The following is a 16935-nucleotide window of genomic DNA, read 5'->3' as shown; positions in this document are numbered from 1 at the left end:
CTCAATCTCCTCGAAAATGGTGGGCTGAAGGTCTACGACGCGCCCTGACTAGCGTCAACACGTCTTCGCCCGATCGCTCCGGAATAGACCAGGCAAAGCTTAAACGAACGCGAAACGCAGGCCGTAGCTGCGGCTTTCACCCGGCTTCAGCCAGTTGAATTCGCCGGCCGCTTCCAATTCATCGCGCAATACCCAGCGGTGCGATACGGGCTCGATGCCGATGATGTGGGCCGGCGCCTTCTGGTTTCGCCAGATCTGCAGATACGGCAGTGTATTGGCGCGGAAGCGCACCCTCAGCGTCTTGCCATTGATGGCTGCCACCGGCCCGAGCCGGACCTCTGCAAAACCATCCTCAGTAGCAGGAGACTCGACGCAGAAAATGCCGCCCGGCTCCTCGCCGAAAGTCCAGGGAAAACCGCCGCCTTCCAGCATCCGGCCTTCAAGCCGCGTTCCCGCGTCCAGCCATCTGCCGCCGGTATTCATATGGTACATCAGGAAGATCGGCACGGTCTTGTTGCTCGTATTGACGATGCGATCGTCCAGCGAAACTTCACCGGTGGCCCCTTCGATCCGCCAAAGCCGCTCGATACGCTGCGGCAGACCTTCGACGGTGGTGATATCGATATCGGCGCGGCATTCGGCGTTGCCGTTCTCGAAGGTCGTCCAGAGGATCTTGGCCGCATGGCCGGAGGCCGAACCGTGCAGCGGATAGATCTTGCCGTCCGTGCCGGGAATTGGCTGACGATGGCGGATATGATCCGGGCCGCAGGTAAAGAGAAAGCCCTCCAGCGAATGATCGATTCGCGGATCGCCATCGTCAGGAATGGCGCGCTTGGGCGCGATATCGACGCCCTCGACGATGCAGCCGCCTATATCCAGCACCGATGTTTCGTCCAGCATCAGGCGCGGCCCGCGCGTGGCGGCAAATTCAATCATCGGATTATCCTCCCCCGGAATCTCGGTTGCCGTAGGGTTAGGACGCCTCGCCACCCTCGTCAATCAGAGGACAGGAATGGCGGCATGTACGACCGCAACCCGCGACTTCACGGGAACGTCACCTTGGCGCAAGCGTTTACGACTAAAGGCAAAATGCCAGCGTTTTTATCTTTTGTTCAGCATGGCTTAAGAAATTCCACACTAGCGTCAAAATTAGCAGGTGTGTGTCTGCCGAGCCACTGATCGAGGTGTGAGTCGTGAATCGCTTTATGAAATCGGCCTTTTCCCTTTCGGCCATGCTTTTGGCGCTCGCTGCCTTCACACCGCAGCAGGCCGATGCGCAGCAATATGGCCGCAACAGAAGCGATATCGTGCTGGTGACCCCGAGCGGCGAAATCCTTGATTATGTCCCGCCGGGCCGCGGCTTCGTCTATGCCCGTGACTATAGCGGCAACCGCGTGCTGATCGATCGTTACGGAAACGTCGTCGCGACCGAAATGCGCGCCCGTGGCTACTATTCGCCGCGTACGAACCGCGAAGTCTATAACGACGCCTACAACGATCCCTATTCCCGCGACCAGAACCCCTATGGCGATACGCGCTATTCCGAGCGCGGCCCGGTAACGGGCGCCATCCCGCGTGACATTGCTATCGAGCGCCAGCCGCTCGAGGATCAGCCCTATCCAGGCGATCCGCAGGTTCAGGATGATTACGCAGCGGTCGAGCCCGACCAACAGTTTCCGCCGGCCGACGAGCCCCGCCCGGCACCGCAGGAACCCGTCATCACGCTCAAGGACAAATCCAAGCCGGAGATCGTGGCCCTTCAGGTGTTTCTGGATCGCGCAGGCGTTTCGCCCGGCGTCATCGACGGCCATATGGGCTCCAACGTCACCAAGGCGATCTACGCCTACGAGCAGATGACCGGTACCAAGCTCGACCCGAACAATACGGACGCGATCCTTGAAGAACTGCGCATGAATGGCGGGCTGCCGGTCGTCAATTATACGATTACGGATGCGGATGCGGCCGGCCCCTATGTCGCGCAGATCCCGGAAGACTACTCGCAGAAGGCGCTGCTGCCCTCCCTCGCCTATACATCGGTGACCGAAGCCTTAGCCGAACGTTTCCACATGGATGAGAATTTCCTGAAGGAAATGAACCCCGGCGCAGATTTCACCATTCCGGGTACCGTGATCAAGGTCGTCAATCCCGGCCAGAACAAGACCGGCACCGTCGCGAAAATCCTCGCGGACAAGGCCCGCAAGCAGGTTTTCGCTTATGACGATGCCGGCAACCTCGTCGCCGCCTACCCCGCCTCGATCGGCTCCACCGACACGCCTTCGCCGTCGGGCACGGTGACGGTCGAGCGCGTCGCCTTCAATCCGGGCTACACCTATAATCCGAAGATCAATTTCCAGCAGGGCGCCAACGACAAGATCCTTGACATTCCGCCCGGCCCGAACGGCCCGGTTGGCACCGTCTGGATGGCTCTTTCAAAACCCACCTACGGCATCCACGGCACGCCCGACCCGTCGAGGATCGGTCGCACGCAGAGCCACGGCTGCATCCGCCTGACGAACTGGGACGCGACGGAACTTGCGAAGATGGTCAAGCCGGGCGTGACGGTCGAATTCGTCGATTGAGGATGTCTATTGGCTCGGCGCCTCCGCCGGGTTGTTCACCTGCTTCTCAGCGCTGGCTTCATAGAAAAATGCCCCGGCGCAAGCCGAGGCATCAATTTCTTCATTAAGATGTTGCGATCAGGCAGCGCTCCGTATCGCGTTTGCCAGCCGAACGGCGACCGGAAGCCGGCCCGGGACCTTGAGCATGATTTCCTCTGCGAAACGGAGGGCATTTTCACGGGCCTTGTCCAGGTTGCTGACGCGCATCGGATCCATCGTATGCAGCGTGCCGCCGCAATCGAAAATGTCGCGGAAGGCCGACCGTTCGATAATAGCCGTATCGAGAACCGGCACGTGGCGCTCGTTGAGCAACGCCTTGACGATCTGCAGCGCGCGCGTGGTGACCATGGAATTGACACGCGTCAGGACGACCGAATGGCCGATCTTGATGCCGGCTTTCTCTTCCAGATACTGCAGGAGTTCGAGAACCTGAGCACCGCCGCGGGCATCCATGGCACAGCCCTGGATCGGAATCAGCACATGATCGGAGAGTCCGACGGCCGTTGCCAGCAGCGGATTACGCGCGCCCGGCAGATCGATGATGAAGTAATCGGTATTTTGCCTGTTTTCGCTAATGTGCTGCGGTAGTGAGGCCGTCGTTACGAAATCGATGACGCTGATATTTTCCACATGACCGGAGATTTCGTGCCAGCGCGAGATCCAGTGCTGCGGATCGGCGTCGAGGATGGTGACCCGATAGCCCTGACGGGCAAGCTCGGTAGCAAGCAGCAATACGGCTGTGGTCTTGCCGGCGCCGCCCTTGGTATTTGCGAATGTGATGACTGGCATATCTGGATCCTCGAAGGAGAATGGCGCGCGAGCCGGCATCGCTCGTGTTAATCGCACCGTCGGAGCATTGTGCGGTTAACCCATCCTTTCCAATCGTGGTTAACAAATTGTTAAACGCACCTGCTCAAAATGCGGCCTGCATTTTTCGCATCATCAGAAATAAGGATGCCCGAAAATCCAAAGCCAAAAAGAAAGCCCGGAAAACCAGAGTTTTCCGGGCAAATTGATAGGTCCGCCTTTATCTGATCAGAAGCAATCCTTAAACAGGGCCTTGGTATTTTCGAGCGTCATTGCCACCGGGTTACCGCCGGCGCTCGGGTCTTCAATCGCCATCGCCGCCAGTTCGTCGATCCGATCCGGGGTGATTCCCATCGCCGTCAGATTGTCGGGGACGTTGAGTTCGGAACGCAGCTTCAGGACGTAATCGTAGAAACCGTCAAAACCGCCAGAAATTCCGAGATAGGCAGCCGCACGGGCGATCTTCTCTTCGATGGCCGAGCGGTTGAAGCGCAGGACAGCCGGCATGACGACGGCATTGGTCATGCCATGATGCGTGTTGTAGACGGCGCCGATCGGGTGCGAGAGCGCATGGATGGCGCCGAGGCCCTTCTGGAAGGCGACAGCGCCCATGGCGGCTGCCGACATCATGTTGGCGCGGGCTTCCAGGTCCGTGCCTTCACGGTAAGCGCGGGGCAGGAATTCCTTGACGAGACGCATGCCCTCCAGCGCGATGCCGGCCGACATCGGATGATAGAAGGGCGAGGAATAGGCTTCCAGGCAATGGGCAAAGGCATCCATGCCGGTGCCGGCAGTGATGATCTTCGGCATGCCGACCGTCAGCTCCGGATCGGCGATGACGACACCCGGCAGGAACTTCGGATGGAAAATGATCTTCTTCACGTGCGTCACGGAATTGGTGATGACGCTGGCGCGACCGACTTCCGAGCCCGTGCCGGCCGTCGTCGGCACGGCAACGATCGGCGCGATGCCTTCAATGCTCGCCCGTGTCCACCAGTCGCCGATATCCTCGAAATCCCACACCGGTCGCGTCTGACCGACCATGAAGGCAACGCATTTACCGAGGTCGAGGCCCGAGCCACCGCCGAAGGCGACCACGCCGTCATGGCCGCCATCGCGGAAGGCCTTAATGCCCGCTTCGAGGTTCTTCTCGTTCGGGTTCGGATCGACATCGGCAAAGATCGCCCGACCGAGGCCGGCGTCTTCGAGAATGTCGAACGCATTCTTGGTGATAGCCATCGCGGCGAGGCCGCGGTCGGTGACGAGCAGCGGCTTTTTCATGCCGAGGCTCTTGCAGGCGTCGGCCAGTTCCTTGATGCGGCCCCGGCCGAGCTTGACCGATGTCGGATAGCTCCAGTTGGCGGTGATGTTGGCGCTGCTCATGCTGTAACCTTCTTGAGATGGTAGGATTTCGGGCGCGTCAGATTGTGGAAGCCGATGATCGACAGCGAGCCGCCGCGGCCGGTTTCCTTGACGCCGGTCCAGCACAGGGCTGGATCGAGATAATCGGCGCGATTCATGAAGACGGTGCCGGTTTCGATTTCGCGGCCGAGCCGCCCTGCCCGCTCCGCATCCTTGGTCCAGAGCGAGGCGGTGAGTCCGTACTGGCTGTCGTTCATCAGCGCCAGCGCTTCATCGTCGTTCTTGACCTTCATGATACCGACGGCCGGGCCGAAGGTTTCTTCGCGCATGAAAGCCATGGAATGATCGACATTGACGAGGATCTGCGGGGCGAGATAGGCGCCGCCGTCATCGGCCGGAAAAAGCTTCGGATCGACGAGCGCCTTGGCGCCCTTGGCAACTGCATCGGCGACCTGCTCGCGCACCACCTTGGCGAAACGCTTGTGTGCCATCGGCCCGAGCGATGTTTCCGGATCAAGCGGATTGCCGAGCTTGTAGTTCGAAACCCAGGCCACCGACTTTTCGACGAAGGCGTCGTAGAGCGATTCATGCACATAGATGCGCTCGATGCCGCAGCAGCACTGGCCGGAATTATAGGTCGCGCCATCCATCAGCGTATCGACGGCAGCATCGAGATCGGCATCGTCCATCACATAGCCGGGGTCCTTGCCGCCGAGCTCGAGGCCGAGCCCGGTGAAGGTGCCGGCAGCAGCGCGCTCCATCGAGCGGCCGCCTTCGACCGAACCGGTGAAATTGATGAAGTTGAAACTGCCGGCGGCGATCAGCGCCGAGGTCGTCTCATGATCGAGGAAGACGTTCTGGAACACATCCTCGGGCACACCCGCCTCGACGAAGGCCTGCACCAGCCGCTCGCCGACGAGCAGCGTCTGCGATGCATGCTTGAGCACGACGGTGTTACCGGCCATCAAGGCGGGAGCAATCGTATTGATCGCCGTCATATAGGGATAGTTCCAAGGCGCCACGACGAAGACGACGCCATGCGCTTCGCGCTCGATGCGGCGTTCGAACTTGTCGCTCTCCTCGACGACGAGCGGCGCCAGCGCATCCGCGGCGATCGAGGCAACATAGTTGGAGCGCTCGTTGAAGCCGCGATATTCGCCGCCATACTTGATCGGCCGGCCCATCTGCCAGGCAAGCTCGGGCACGACGACATCGGACATCTCATTGAGACGGGCGACACCCTTCAGCACCAGTTGAACACGATCTTCGAGCGGGCGCCTGGCCCAGGGTTTCTGCGCCTTGCGTGCACGCGCCACGGCTTCCTTGGCCGCTTCGAGCGAAAGCGCCGGACGCTCCGCATAAACCGAGCCGTCAACCGGCGAAATGCATTGGATCATTGTCATGATCTGAATCCTGTTTTCTTCTGAGCCGCAGGGAAAGACGCCGCGACTCGCCCTCCGTAGGAGAACCAGTCGCCGGCCTTCCGCTTCGGATATGTTCTTAAGCTCTCTCGAAGCCGCGCGCCACTTCCCAATCCGTCACGCGGCGGTCGTATTCTTCCTGCTCCCATTCGGCGGCGCGTGTATAGTGGTCGATCACCTCGTCGCCGAAGGCCGCGCGCAGCATCTCCGATTCCGTCATTGCCTTCGTTGCAGCGCGCAGCGTGCGCGGAATTTCGCGAATATCCTTGCCGAAATAGGCGTCGCCCACATAAGGCGCTTCCAGTTCCAGCTTCTTCTCAATGCCGTCGATGCCGGCAGCGATCAGTGCTGCGAAGGCAAGATACGGATTGAGATCGGAGCCGCCGACACGGCATTCGATGCGGATCGCCTTGGTCTCCTCACCGCAGAGGCGATAACCCGCCGTACGGTTGTCCTTGCTCCAGATGGCCTTGGTCGGCGCAAAGGTGCCGGCCATAAACCGCTTGTAGGAATTGATGTAGGGCGCCAGGAAATAGGTGATCTCGCTCGCATGGCTGAGCAGCCCGGCAATATAATTTTGCATCAGCGGAGACATGCCGTAATGGCCGGTATGATCGAAGAAGAGCGGCTTTTCTTCCAGGCTCCAGAGCGATTGATGGATATGCGAGGAGCTGCCGGCAGCATTGTAATGCCACTTGGCAAGGAAAGTGATCGCCTTGCCCTTCGACCACGCAATTTCCTTGCAGCCGTTCTTGATGATCGCGTGGCGGTCCGCCATCGTCAACGCATCGGCGTAGCGCACGTTGATTTCTTCCTGACCAGCGGATGCCTCGCCCTTGGAGTTTTCGACCGGAATGCCCGCACCCTGCAGACCCTTGCGAATTGCCCGCATCACCTCTTCTTCCTTGGTCGTCTGGAAGATGTGGTAATCTTCATTATAGGCGCTCGCGAGCTTGAGATTGCGATAGCCGGAAGCCTGCGCGGCATCATAGCTCTGGTCGAAGAGGAAGAATTCGAGCTCCGAAGCCATGTAGGCTTTCATGCCCATCGCCTCCAGCCGCTTCACCTGCTTTTTCAGGATCGCGCGCGGCGAATGGGCCACTTCCTCATGCGTATGATGATCGAGCACGTCGCAGAGCACGAGCGCGGTGCCTTCGAGCCAAGGAATGAGCCGGAGCGTCGAAAGATCCGGCTTCATCGTATAGTCGCCGTACCCCTTCTCCCAACTCGTCGCCTTGTAGCCGGAGACGGTTTCCATCTCCATGTCCGTCGCCTGCAGATAGTTGCAGCTGTGCGTCTCCTTCCAGGCGCTTTCGAGGAAATATTCAGCCTGGAAACGTTTGCCCATCAGGCGCCCCTGCATGTCCACCTGGCAGGCTAGCACCGTATCGATGCGCCCGTCGGCAACGTCCTGTCTGAGATCGTCGAGAGTGTAGCTGCTCATGATTTATCCGCCTGAAAGTGAAACCGGGAAATCGGGACAACGAAACGACATGCGACCACCGGGACCGACCCGACCATACCCTTTCATTGAACCGTGAGGGGGCCGCATGGTGCGGCCCCGCCATTGAGAGGGAAGCCTCGATGTTCAGCGTTCGCCGACAGCCCTTTCAGCCGCTGCGATTTCGGCCTGGCGCCTTGCCACTTCGTCGCCAATCGGCGGCCCCTTGAAGCGGCGGCTTTCGAAGCCGAACCAGACGATGCCCGTCAGCACCAGGAAACCGACGGTGATGTAAAGCGCCCAGTCGTTCGGCGGCTGGATACCGAGGACGAAGATCAGGATCATTGCAAGGATCGAGAGAACCGCGAAGAGCTTGAACGTGCCCTCGCCAAGATTCCACGGACCCATCTTGTCCCACTTCGATGTCCCCCAGGCTAAGAGGCCGAGCGTGATCGGGATCGCGAAGGAGAAGAACAGGAAGATGACCGTGCACGATACGACGATCGTGTAAACCGGCGTCTCGCCGATAGAAACGAGCGAAGAACCCCAGACGAAGAGCACCGAAAGGATCGAACCCGTCCAGATAGCCGCAACCGGCGTGCGATGCTTAGGGCTGACCTTCGACAGCGCCTTGGAAGCCGGCAGGCCACCATCGCGCGAGAAGGCAAAGATCATGCGCGAGACCGAGGTGACGGTCGCAAGCCCGCATAACCACTGGCTGACGAGGATCGCGAGGTAAAGGATATCCTTCACGACCGAATTGACCTGCGTATCCATCGCCCAGAAGAATACGTTCCAGCCCTGCTTTGCCGCATCGTCCATGTTCGGCAGCATGAGCACGAAAGCGCACAGCATAATGTAGCCGAAGAGCGCCGACCAGAGCACGGAGGAGACCATGCCGCGCGGTACGGAATGCGCTGCCTTGACCGTTTCTTCCGATGTATGGGCGGAAGCGTCATAGCCCGTTATCGTGTAGATCGGCAGCAGCAGACCGAGCAGAAATACCCAAATGCCCGATGTCGACGGCCAGACGTTGCCGCCGGCTTCGCCGGAATAATTGGCGAAGGTGAAGAGCCGTCCGAACTCATAGGACGGAGCTGACAGCAGACATACGGCCGCGAGCGCGATCGAGGTTGCGAAGATCAGATAGCCCGAACAGTCCGTGAGCTTGGCAGTCAGGCCGATGCCCATGTGGTTCACGAGCGCCTGCGCGCCGGTGATGATCACCAGGAAGATGATACGCACCGTCGTCGTGTCCGTCAGGCCGAGATAGCTCGTCCCGAAGGCACCCATGAAGAAGTAATAGGTGCCGACATTGATGGCGCCGAGAACGGTGACGAGACCGAGCAGGTTGAACCAGGCAGTCAGCCAGCCGGTGAAGCGGTTGCCGAGGATCGAGCCCCAATGGTAGAGGCCGCCGGCCGTCGGATATGCGGAGCTGATCTGCGCCATCGCGACCGCGAAGACGAGCGAGACGAAGCAACCTAGCGGCCAGCCGATGCCGATCGCGGCACCGCCTGCACCTGCGGTTGCTTGCGCGAGCGAGTTGATCCCACCCGACAGGATGCAGATGATTGAGAAGGAAACGGCAAAGTTCGAGAACGAGCTCATTCGCCGTTCAAGTTCCTGGGCATAGCCCATGGAATGCAGGATACTCATATCCTGCTTCTTATCACTTTCGGAATAGTCCGACATGACTTCCCCCTGTTGACAATCGCCCGCGGGATTGCGGTCGATCCTGTGCCAATAGTGCCCGCGGCTTTTCGCCTTGCGGACTGTTCGCAGTTAAACTGCTCCCCGGGGTCTTTTTATTCAGCCATCCAGACTTTGCTGGAGAAGCCTTGTGAGATAGTCGGCCACGACCCCTTGGCCGGTATCGTCTGCGATGAGGTCGTTGCGGACCTCGATCATAACATTGCGAAGCCCGTTGGAAATGCCATGCAGGATCAGCGTGTGCGTCACGCCGTCGGCAGGACCATAGGGTTCGTTGCGTTCGGTACGGTAGAGCGGCGCGTTGGCAGCAAAACCCAGCATGCGGTCGGCAAGACGGCTGTCCTCATCATGGAGGATGCCGAGCTCCACGGTCCGCTGCCAGCCATTATAGACCGGCGTGAAACTGTGGATCGTCACGATGACGCTATCCTGCCCCCTCGCCTGCCGCTCGCGGATCAGGCGGCGCACCTCATCATGGAACGGCAGGTAGAGCGCTTCCGTGCGGGCATTGCGCTCGCCTTCCGTCAAATCCTTGTTGCCGGGAATCGAGTAGATCTCGCTGACCTCAGGCATTGCGCCCGGCGAGTTTGGCGGCCGGTTGCAGTCATATATCAGCCGCGAGAACCGCTGGTAGATGAGCGTCGCATCCAGAGCCGCCGAGATATTGCGGGCAACGGCCAGTGCGCCAGGATCCCAGGCAATATGGCTCGAAAGCGCTTCTTCGGAAAGGCCGAGATTACCGAAATGTCGGGGAAGCGTGCGGGATGCGTGCTCGCAGATAAGGAGCACGGGGCTCTTGCCGTCGACGCGATCGATTGCGACGCAATCGCCGTCTGCCTCGCTGAGAATTTGGGCCTGAGCCAGCACCAAAGGCGCTTCCCCCATCGCTTAATAAATCCTTTATAAGAAAAGAATTCTTCAGCTTCATCGCAGTGTCAAGCTCGCTCTGAAAATTTCTTTTCATGACAGTCATTGACATGGATTGTGACAGCGTTGTTAACTTTCGATGGGAAAGTGGCGCCAGACCATCCCGGGGAGCAAAATCAAGTGAGTGTCGCGGCTAAGACCGTTTCGGATGTCATTCATTCGCATTTAGGCGTGCTCACGCGCGCCGAAAGGCAGTTGGCCGAAAGCCTGCTCGATAACTATCCCGTCTCCGGTCTCGGCAGCATCACCACCATCGCCGAGAATGCCGGCGTCTCCACGCCGACAGTCGTGCGCATGGTCCAGAAGCTCGGCTACAAGGGCTATCCGGATTTCCAGCAGCATCTGCATCAGGAAGTCGAGGCGACGATCTCCAACCCGATCGCCAAACATGACCGCTGGGCCCAGAATGCGCCGGGCACGCATATATTGAACCGCTTCGCCGATGCCATCATGGGCAATCTGCGCCAGACGCTGACAGATCTCGATACCGCTACCTTCGATAATGTCGCGGCCCTGCTCTCCGACCGCAAGCGCACGCTTTATTTCGTCGGTGGGCGCATCACCGGCGCGCTCGCTGAATACTTCTTTACCCATATGCAGGTCATTCGTCCGAACACCGCGTTACTCTCGTCCAATTCGTCGAGTTGGCCGCAATATGTTCTCAATATGAATCCGGGCGACCTGCTGATCATCTTCGATATCCGCCGATACGAGCAGGAAATGGCGAGCCTTGCCACTGCAGCCCGCAAGCGCGGAGCCGAAATCATCGTCTTCACCGACCAATGGGGCTCGCCCGCCGCCAAGCTCGCCCGTCACGCCTTTCGCGTGCAGATCGAGGCGCCGTCAGCATGGGACTCCTCCGTCGTCACGCTCTTCATCGTCGAAGCACTGATCGAAGCCGTGCAGAACTCGACCTGGGACGAGACGAAGGAGCGCATGAAAACGCTGGAAGGGCTGTTCGAACAGACGCGGCTTTTCCGCAAACCCGGCTAGGAGGGACCAGTAAAAATAAGGGCAAAAACAACGACGGATCACGCGGAAACAGAATAGCCTGTCGCAAACGAAACATCTGCAGCTAACGCCCGCTATTCATGGCAAAATTAGCGTCATCCAACTGTCATACAAGCTTCATCTAACGCCAGTAACAGCACATCGGACACTGAAAACCCGAAGGAGAACAACAGTGATCTCTAACATTTCTCGACTGCTCTCGCTTTCTACTGCGATGATCGTTGCTTCGACTGCGATCGCAGCCGCTGAGCCGAGCGCCGATCTTATCGCAGCCGCCAAGAAGGAAGGCACGCTGACGACAATCGCTCTGCCGCACAGCTGGTGCGGTTACGGCGACCTGATCTCCGCTTTCAAGGCAAAGTACGGTATCGAAGTCAACGAACTGAACCCGGATGCCGGTTCGGGCGACGAAATCGAAGCCATTAAGGCAAACAAGGGCAACACCGGCCCGCAGGCTCCTGACGTCGTCGACGTTGGCCTTTCCTTCGGCCCGTCCGCCAAGAAGGATGGCTTGCTCCAGCCCTATAAGGTTTCCACCTGGGATTCCATTCCGGACTCTGCAAAGGACGCTGAAGGCTACTGGTACGGCGATTACTACGGCGCTCTGACTTTTGTCGTGAACACGGACATCGTCAAGAACGTCCCGAAGGACTGGGCCGACCTGAAGAAGCCGGAATACGCAAACACCGTTTCGCTCGCTGGCGACCCGCGCGTTTCCAACCAGGCTTATCAGGCTGTTTATGCCGCTGGCCTCGCAGCTGGCGAAAAGGAGGCCGCCAAGGCTGGTGAAGCTGGTCTGAAGTTCTTTGGCGACCTCAACAAGGCCGGCAACCTCGTTCCGGTTATCGGCAAGTCCGCTTCGCTTGCTCAGGGCTCCACCCCGATCGTCATCGGCTGGGACTACAACGGCCTCGCATGGCGCGACAGCCTCAACGGCAACCCGCCGGTTGAAGTCGTCGTTCCGCAGACGGGCGTTGTCGCCGGCGTTTACGTCCAGGCAATCTCCGCTTTCGCTCCGCATCCGAACGCTGCCAAGCTCTGGATGGAGTACCTGTACTCGGACGAAGGTCAGATCGCCTGGTTGAAGGGCTACTGCCACCCGATTCGCTTCAACGACCTCGCCCAGAAGGGCAAGGTTCCGAAGGAGCTGCTCGACAAGCTGCCGCCGGCCGAAGGCTATGCAAAGGCTGTATTCCCGTCTGTTGAAGAACAGAACGCTGGCGCTGCCGTCATCACCAAGCAGTGGGACAGCGTCGTTGGCGCCAACGTCAAGTAATTGACTGACCCGGCCTCTCCGTCTCTAATCGACGGAGAGGCCTTTCTCGTTCCTTGGCCCCAGGAAGAGCTTTTCCATGAGCACAGTTTCAACGCCAATGGTCAGCGCCATGCCCTTGATCAACAAAGATAAAGTGATCGACTGGCTGGGCATTGCGCCTTTCATTATATTTTCGCTGTTATTCCTGATCATACCGACGCTCTACCTGGTCGTGGGCGCGTTCTTTACGCCCGACGGACAATTCACGTTCCAGAACATCGCCGACCTTTTTACGCCGTCGATCCTGAGCGCTTACTGGATCAGTATCCGTGTTTCCGTCGCCTCCGCTCTCGGCGGTGCGCTGATCGGCTTCTTCCTCGCCTGGGCCGTGGTGCTCGGCGGCCTGCCGACCTGGGTCCGCTCCACGCTGCTCACCTTCTCCGGTGTCGCCTCGAATTTCGCCGGCATCCCGCTCGCTTTCTCGTTCCTGGCGACACTGGGCCGCACCGGCCTCGTGACCATATTCTTGCGTGACTGGTTCGGCATCAATCTCTACGCCACGGGCTTCAACCTGCTGTCCTTCACCGGCCTGACCATCACCTACATGTATTTTCAGATCCCGCTGATGGTGCTGATCCTGACGCCGGCTCTTGACGGCATGAAGAAGGAATGGCGTGAGGCTTCCCAGATCCTCGGCGCCACCAACCGTCAGTACTGGACCATGGTCGCCTTGCCGATCCTGTGGCCGAGCCTGCTTGGCACGACGCTTCTGCTCTTCGCCAACGCTTTCGGTGCCATCGCCACCGCGTATGCGCTGACCGGTTCATCGCTAAACATCGTGCCGATCCTGCTCTACGCTCAGATCCGCGGCGATGTTCTTCACAATGCGAACCTCGGTTACGCGATCGCGCTCGGCATGATCGTCATTACTGGCGTATCGAACGTTCTCTATCTCATGCTGCGCATGCGCGCTGAACGGTGGCAGAAATGACGGGACAACGTATCGGCGCCTGGATCGCCATCATTATCGGCGCGATCTACTTCTTCGTGCCTCTGCTGGGTACGCTGGAATTCTCGCTGCGCATGCGCCGCGGTGTCTACAGCTTCGATGCTTACCGCTCAGTCTTCTCCGATCCAGACTTCCAGGCAACCTTCGGCTATTCAATGCTGATGGCGCTCCTCACCATTGTCTTCGGCATGCTGCTCGTCGTGCCGACGGCTTATTGGGTGCGCCTGCGCGTGCCGCAGATGCGTCAGATCGTCGAATTCATCACGCTGCTACCGCTCGTCATTCCGGCGATCGTCATCGTGTTCGGCTATCTGCGCATGTACAACTCATCGTCGATCCTACCGCTGACGGGCTTTACGACCGGTACGAACATCTTGCTCGTCATCTCCTATATGACGCTTGCGCTGCCCTACATGTACCGCTCCGTCGATACCGCCATGCGCGCGATTGACGTGCGAACGCTGACGGAAGCAGCTGAGAGCCTCGGTGCCAGCTGGCCGACGATCATGTTCAAGTGCATCTTTCCGAACGTCATGAGCGGCGTGCTTTCGGGTGCCTTCATAACGCTCGCGATCGTCATGGGTGAGTTTACCTTCGCAGCCCTGCTGAACCGCCCGGCCTTCGGCCCCTACCTGCAGCTCGTCGGTGCGAACAAGGCCTATGAGCCGTCCGCGCTCGCGGTTATCGCATTCTCGATCACATGGCTCAGCATGGGCCTGCTCAACCTCGTTTCGCGCTTTGGCAAAGCCCGCCCGGCTAAAGCATAAGGTATTTGGCTCATGTCTTTTCTTACCCTGACCAATATTCAGAAATCTTTCGGCCAAACCCAGGTCGTCAAGAACTTCAACATGGACATCGAGAAAGGGGAATTCGTCTCCTTCCTCGGCCCGTCTGGCTGCGGCAAGACGACGGTTCTGCGCATGATCGCTGGCTTCGAAGCGCCGACCGGCGGCACGCTGACGATCAACGGCAAGGACCAGCGCGCGCTGAAGCCGAACCAGCGCAATATCGGCATGGTCTTCCAGGCCTACGCCCTCTTCCCGAACATGACGGTGCATGACAATGTTGCCTTCGGCCTGAAGGTCGCAGGTGCGCCGAAGCCTGAGATCGACAAGCGCGTCAAGGAAATGCTCGGCCTCATCAAGCTCGAGCATCTGGCCGACCGCTTCCCCTACCAGATGTCAGGCGGCCAGCAGCAGCGCGTAGCACTCGCCCGCGCCCTTGCCGTCAAGCCGCAGGTTCTGCTGCTCGACGAGCCGCTGTCTGCTCTCGACGCTAAGATCCGCGTTTCACTGCGCGAGGAAATCCGCCAGATCCAGCAGTCGCTCGGCATCACCACCGTTTTCGTCACGCACGACCAGGAAGAAGCGCTGTCGATCTCCGACCGCATCGTCGTCATGAACGCCGGCAAGGCCGACCAAATCGGCACGCCCTTCGAGATCTACAACACGCCGGCAACGCGCTTCGTCGCCTCCTTCGTCGGCACGCTGAACCTCATCGAAGCCAAGGTGGTCGATCCCGACAGCAACCGCATCCAGATCGGCGATCAGAGTGTCACACTGAAGCAATCAGTTCAGGCCTACAAGGCCGGCGACACCGTACAGCTCGCGCTTCGTCCGGAAGCCGGATCGCTGGCTGAAGGCGCTCGCAGCGATACCGCACTGACCGGTCAGGTCGTCTCCGCACACTTCCTGGGTTCGGTCATTCGCACCCGTATGGATGTCGGCGGCAACGTGATCTCCTTCGACATGTTCAACAGCCCCGGCATCACCCCGCCATCCGCGGGCGAAACCGTCACGCTTCGCTTCATGGCCGCCGATCTGCTCGTCATCCGCGACTGACTGGTGGCAATTGAATTCGTCAGAAAGGCGCCGGCGATGCGGCGCCTTTTTCGTTTCAGCCGGGAGATCATCAGCAATCGTGATCGCGCCATCAGCAAGCTCGGCTTGAAGGGACGGAACGCGCCGCATAGAAACAGGCCCGCCACTACAAACGGACATGTCGATGATTACCTGCTATCTGCGCTATGTGATCGATCCCTATAAGCTCGCCGAATTCGAAGAATATGCCCGGCTCTGGATTCCCATCGTCAACAGGATGGGCGGTACCCATCACGGCTATTTCCTGCCGTCGGAAGGCGCCAACAACATTGCCGTCGCACTGTTTTCCTTCCCGAGCCTTGCAGCCTACGAGGACTACAGGACGCGAATGGCAAGCGATCCGGAATGCCAGGCCGCTTTCGAACTCGACAAACGCAATCGCAGCATCGTCAGCTACGAGCGCAGCTTCATGCGACCGGTTCTCGGCTGAAGATATTCTCTAGCCGGAAACCAAGGGCCCCGCTTTTTCGTTCGATCGACGGTCAGCGGATCGCCTTGCCGTTGGCATCGAAGCGATGGATATGCGTGCCATCCGGAGTCGCATAGACGATCTCGTCCGGCTCATACTTATGTTCGCCGAAGAGACGCGCTGTGACGAGGCCGCACTGCTCTGATTCCAGATAGACGATGGTGTCGGCACCGAGATGTTCGACATGCACGGTCTTCGCCTTCCACGTGCCGCTGTCGCGGGACAGCGTCAGATGCTCGGGGCGGATGCCGACCGTCTTTGCATTGGCATCACCGAGCTTGTCACCGGGGATGAAGTTCATCTGCGGCGAACCGATGAAACCGGCGACGAAGACATTGGCTGGGCGATTGTAGAGTTCCATCGGCGAGCCGATCTGCTCGATTGCACCGGCATTCAGTACCACGATCTTGTCGGCAAGCGTCATCGCTTCCACTTGGTCGTGGGTGACGTAGATCATCGTCGCCTTCAGGCTGCGATGCAGACGGGCGATTTCCAGACGCGTCTGCACGCGCAGCGCCGCATCCAGGTTGGAGAGCGGCTCGTCGAACAGAAAGAGTTCCGGCTCACGCACGATGGCGCGGCCGATCGCCACACGCTGGCGCTGGCCGCCCGAAAGTTCGGACGGGCGGCGGGCGAGATATTGTTCCAGCGAGAGCATCGACGATGCCTTGGTGACGCGCTTTTCGATCTCGTCCTTCGCAGTACCCGCCTGCTTGAGGCCAAGCCCCATATTGTCCTTCACCGTCAGGTGGGGATAGAGCGCGTAGGACTGGAAGACCATGGCGATGCCGCGCTTGGCAGGCGGCGTCAGCGTCTCGTCGCGGCCGTTGATGATGACGGCGCCCGAGGTGACGTCTTCCAGGCCGGCAATGCTGCGCAGCAGGGTCGATTTCCCGCACCCTGAGGGGCCGACGAAGATGACGAATTCGCCGTCCTTGACCTCAAGGTCGATGCCCTTCAGCACGTCATGAGTGCCATAGGCCTTGCGGATGGATTTGAGTTGAAGCGATCCCACTAGTCTT

Annotated in this window: 15 protein-coding genes; 7 read left to right on the top strand and 8 right to left on the bottom strand. The window is 59.4% G+C overall.

The window, feature by feature from the left end; all coding sequences use genetic code 11:
* Positions 1-99 precede the first annotated feature (99 nt).
* The gene (locus FHX08_RS02740; RefSeq protein WP_132653772.1) at positions 100-936 is read right to left on the bottom strand and encodes a DUF4432 family protein; all 837 of its coding nucleotides are present in this window, start codon (positions 934-936) and stop codon (positions 100-102) included.
* A gap of 257 nt (positions 937-1193) precedes the next feature.
* On the opposite strand from FHX08_RS02740, the gene FHX08_RS02735 reads away from it, so the two are divergent.
* Entirely contained in the window at positions 1194-2579 is a 1386-nt protein-coding gene (locus FHX08_RS02735) for a L,D-transpeptidase (RefSeq protein ID WP_132653771.1), read from the top strand.
* Positions 2580-2696: 117 nt separating this feature from the next.
* On the opposite strand, the gene FHX08_RS02730 is transcribed toward FHX08_RS02735, so the two are convergent.
* The 6 genes from FHX08_RS02730 to FHX08_RS02705 form a co-directional block, all read right to left on the bottom strand.
* Entirely contained in the window at positions 2697-3407 is a 711-nt protein-coding gene (locus tag FHX08_RS02730; RefSeq protein WP_165911889.1) for a ParA family protein, read from the bottom strand.
* A 246-nt stretch (positions 3408-3653) separates the two neighbouring features.
* Positions 3654-4808 carry an iron-containing alcohol dehydrogenase gene (locus FHX08_RS02725; RefSeq protein WP_132653769.1) on the bottom strand — a complete coding sequence of 385 codons (1155 nt, stop codon included), beginning with the start codon at positions 4806-4808 and terminating at the stop codon, positions 3654-3656.
* A complete protein-coding gene (locus FHX08_RS02720) occupies positions 4805-6190 on the bottom strand; it encodes an aldehyde dehydrogenase family protein (protein WP_132653768.1) in 1386 nt (461 codons plus the stop codon). The genes FHX08_RS02725 and FHX08_RS02720 overlap by 4 nt, the downstream gene beginning before the upstream one ends.
* A 97-nt stretch (positions 6191-6287) precedes the next feature.
* Positions 6288-7652, bottom strand: a complete 1365-nt coding sequence (locus FHX08_RS02715; protein WP_132653767.1) for a glutamine synthetase family protein — start codon at positions 7650-7652, stop codon at positions 6288-6290.
* A gap of 144 nt (positions 7653-7796) precedes the next feature.
* Positions 7797-9344 (bottom strand): amino acid permease, encoded by a 1548-nt coding sequence (locus FHX08_RS02710; protein ID WP_184326844.1) that lies wholly within the window; start codon positions 9342-9344, stop codon positions 7797-7799.
* A 117-nt stretch (positions 9345-9461) separates the two neighbouring features.
* Entirely contained in the window at positions 9462-10232 is a 771-nt protein-coding gene (locus tag FHX08_RS02705; RefSeq protein ID WP_132654308.1) for an N-formylglutamate amidohydrolase, read from the bottom strand.
* Between the two features lie 177 nt (positions 10233-10409).
* On the opposite strand from FHX08_RS02705, the gene FHX08_RS02700 reads away from it, so the two are divergent.
* From FHX08_RS02700 to FHX08_RS02675, 6 genes are all read left to right on the top strand, one after another.
* Complete coding sequence (locus FHX08_RS02700) at positions 10410-11282, top strand: MurR/RpiR family transcriptional regulator (RefSeq protein ID WP_132653765.1); 873 nt, start codon at positions 10410-10412, stop codon at positions 11280-11282.
* Positions 11283-11472: 190 nt separating this feature from the next.
* Positions 11473-12576 (top strand): ABC transporter substrate-binding protein, encoded by a 1104-nt coding sequence (locus FHX08_RS02695; protein ID WP_132653764.1) that lies wholly within the window; start codon positions 11473-11475, stop codon positions 12574-12576.
* Between the two features lie 76 nt (positions 12577-12652).
* Positions 12653-13546 (top strand): ABC transporter permease subunit, encoded by an 894-nt coding sequence (locus tag FHX08_RS02690; RefSeq protein WP_132653763.1) that lies wholly within the window; start codon positions 12653-12655, stop codon positions 13544-13546.
* Positions 13543-14331: an ABC transporter permease gene (locus FHX08_RS02685; RefSeq protein ID WP_132653762.1), complete on the top strand. Its 789-nt coding sequence runs from the start codon at positions 13543-13545 to the stop codon at positions 14329-14331. Before FHX08_RS02690 ends, FHX08_RS02685 begins: the two co-directional genes overlap by 4 nt.
* A gap of 12 nt (positions 14332-14343) precedes the next feature.
* Complete coding sequence (locus FHX08_RS02680) at positions 14344-15405, top strand: ABC transporter ATP-binding protein (protein ID WP_132653761.1); 1062 nt, start codon at positions 14344-14346, stop codon at positions 15403-15405.
* A 163-nt stretch (positions 15406-15568) separates the two neighbouring features.
* Entirely contained in the window at positions 15569-15874 is a 306-nt protein-coding gene (locus FHX08_RS02675) for an NIPSNAP family protein (protein WP_132653760.1), read from the top strand.
* A 52-nt stretch (positions 15875-15926) separates the two neighbouring features.
* On the opposite strand, the gene FHX08_RS02670 is transcribed toward FHX08_RS02675, so the two are convergent.
* Positions 15927-16928, bottom strand: a complete 1002-nt coding sequence (locus FHX08_RS02670; protein ID WP_132653759.1) for an ABC transporter ATP-binding protein — start codon at positions 16926-16928, stop codon at positions 15927-15929.
* Between the last annotated feature and the right edge of the window lie 7 nt (positions 16929-16935).

Origin of the sequence: Rhizobium sp. BK529, from assembly GCF_014194105.1 — a bacterium.
GTDB lineage: Bacteria > Pseudomonadota > Alphaproteobacteria > Rhizobiales > Rhizobiaceae > Rhizobium.
Note: the sequence above shows the minus strand (reverse complement) of the source record. Positions and strands in the feature narration are given on the sequence as shown.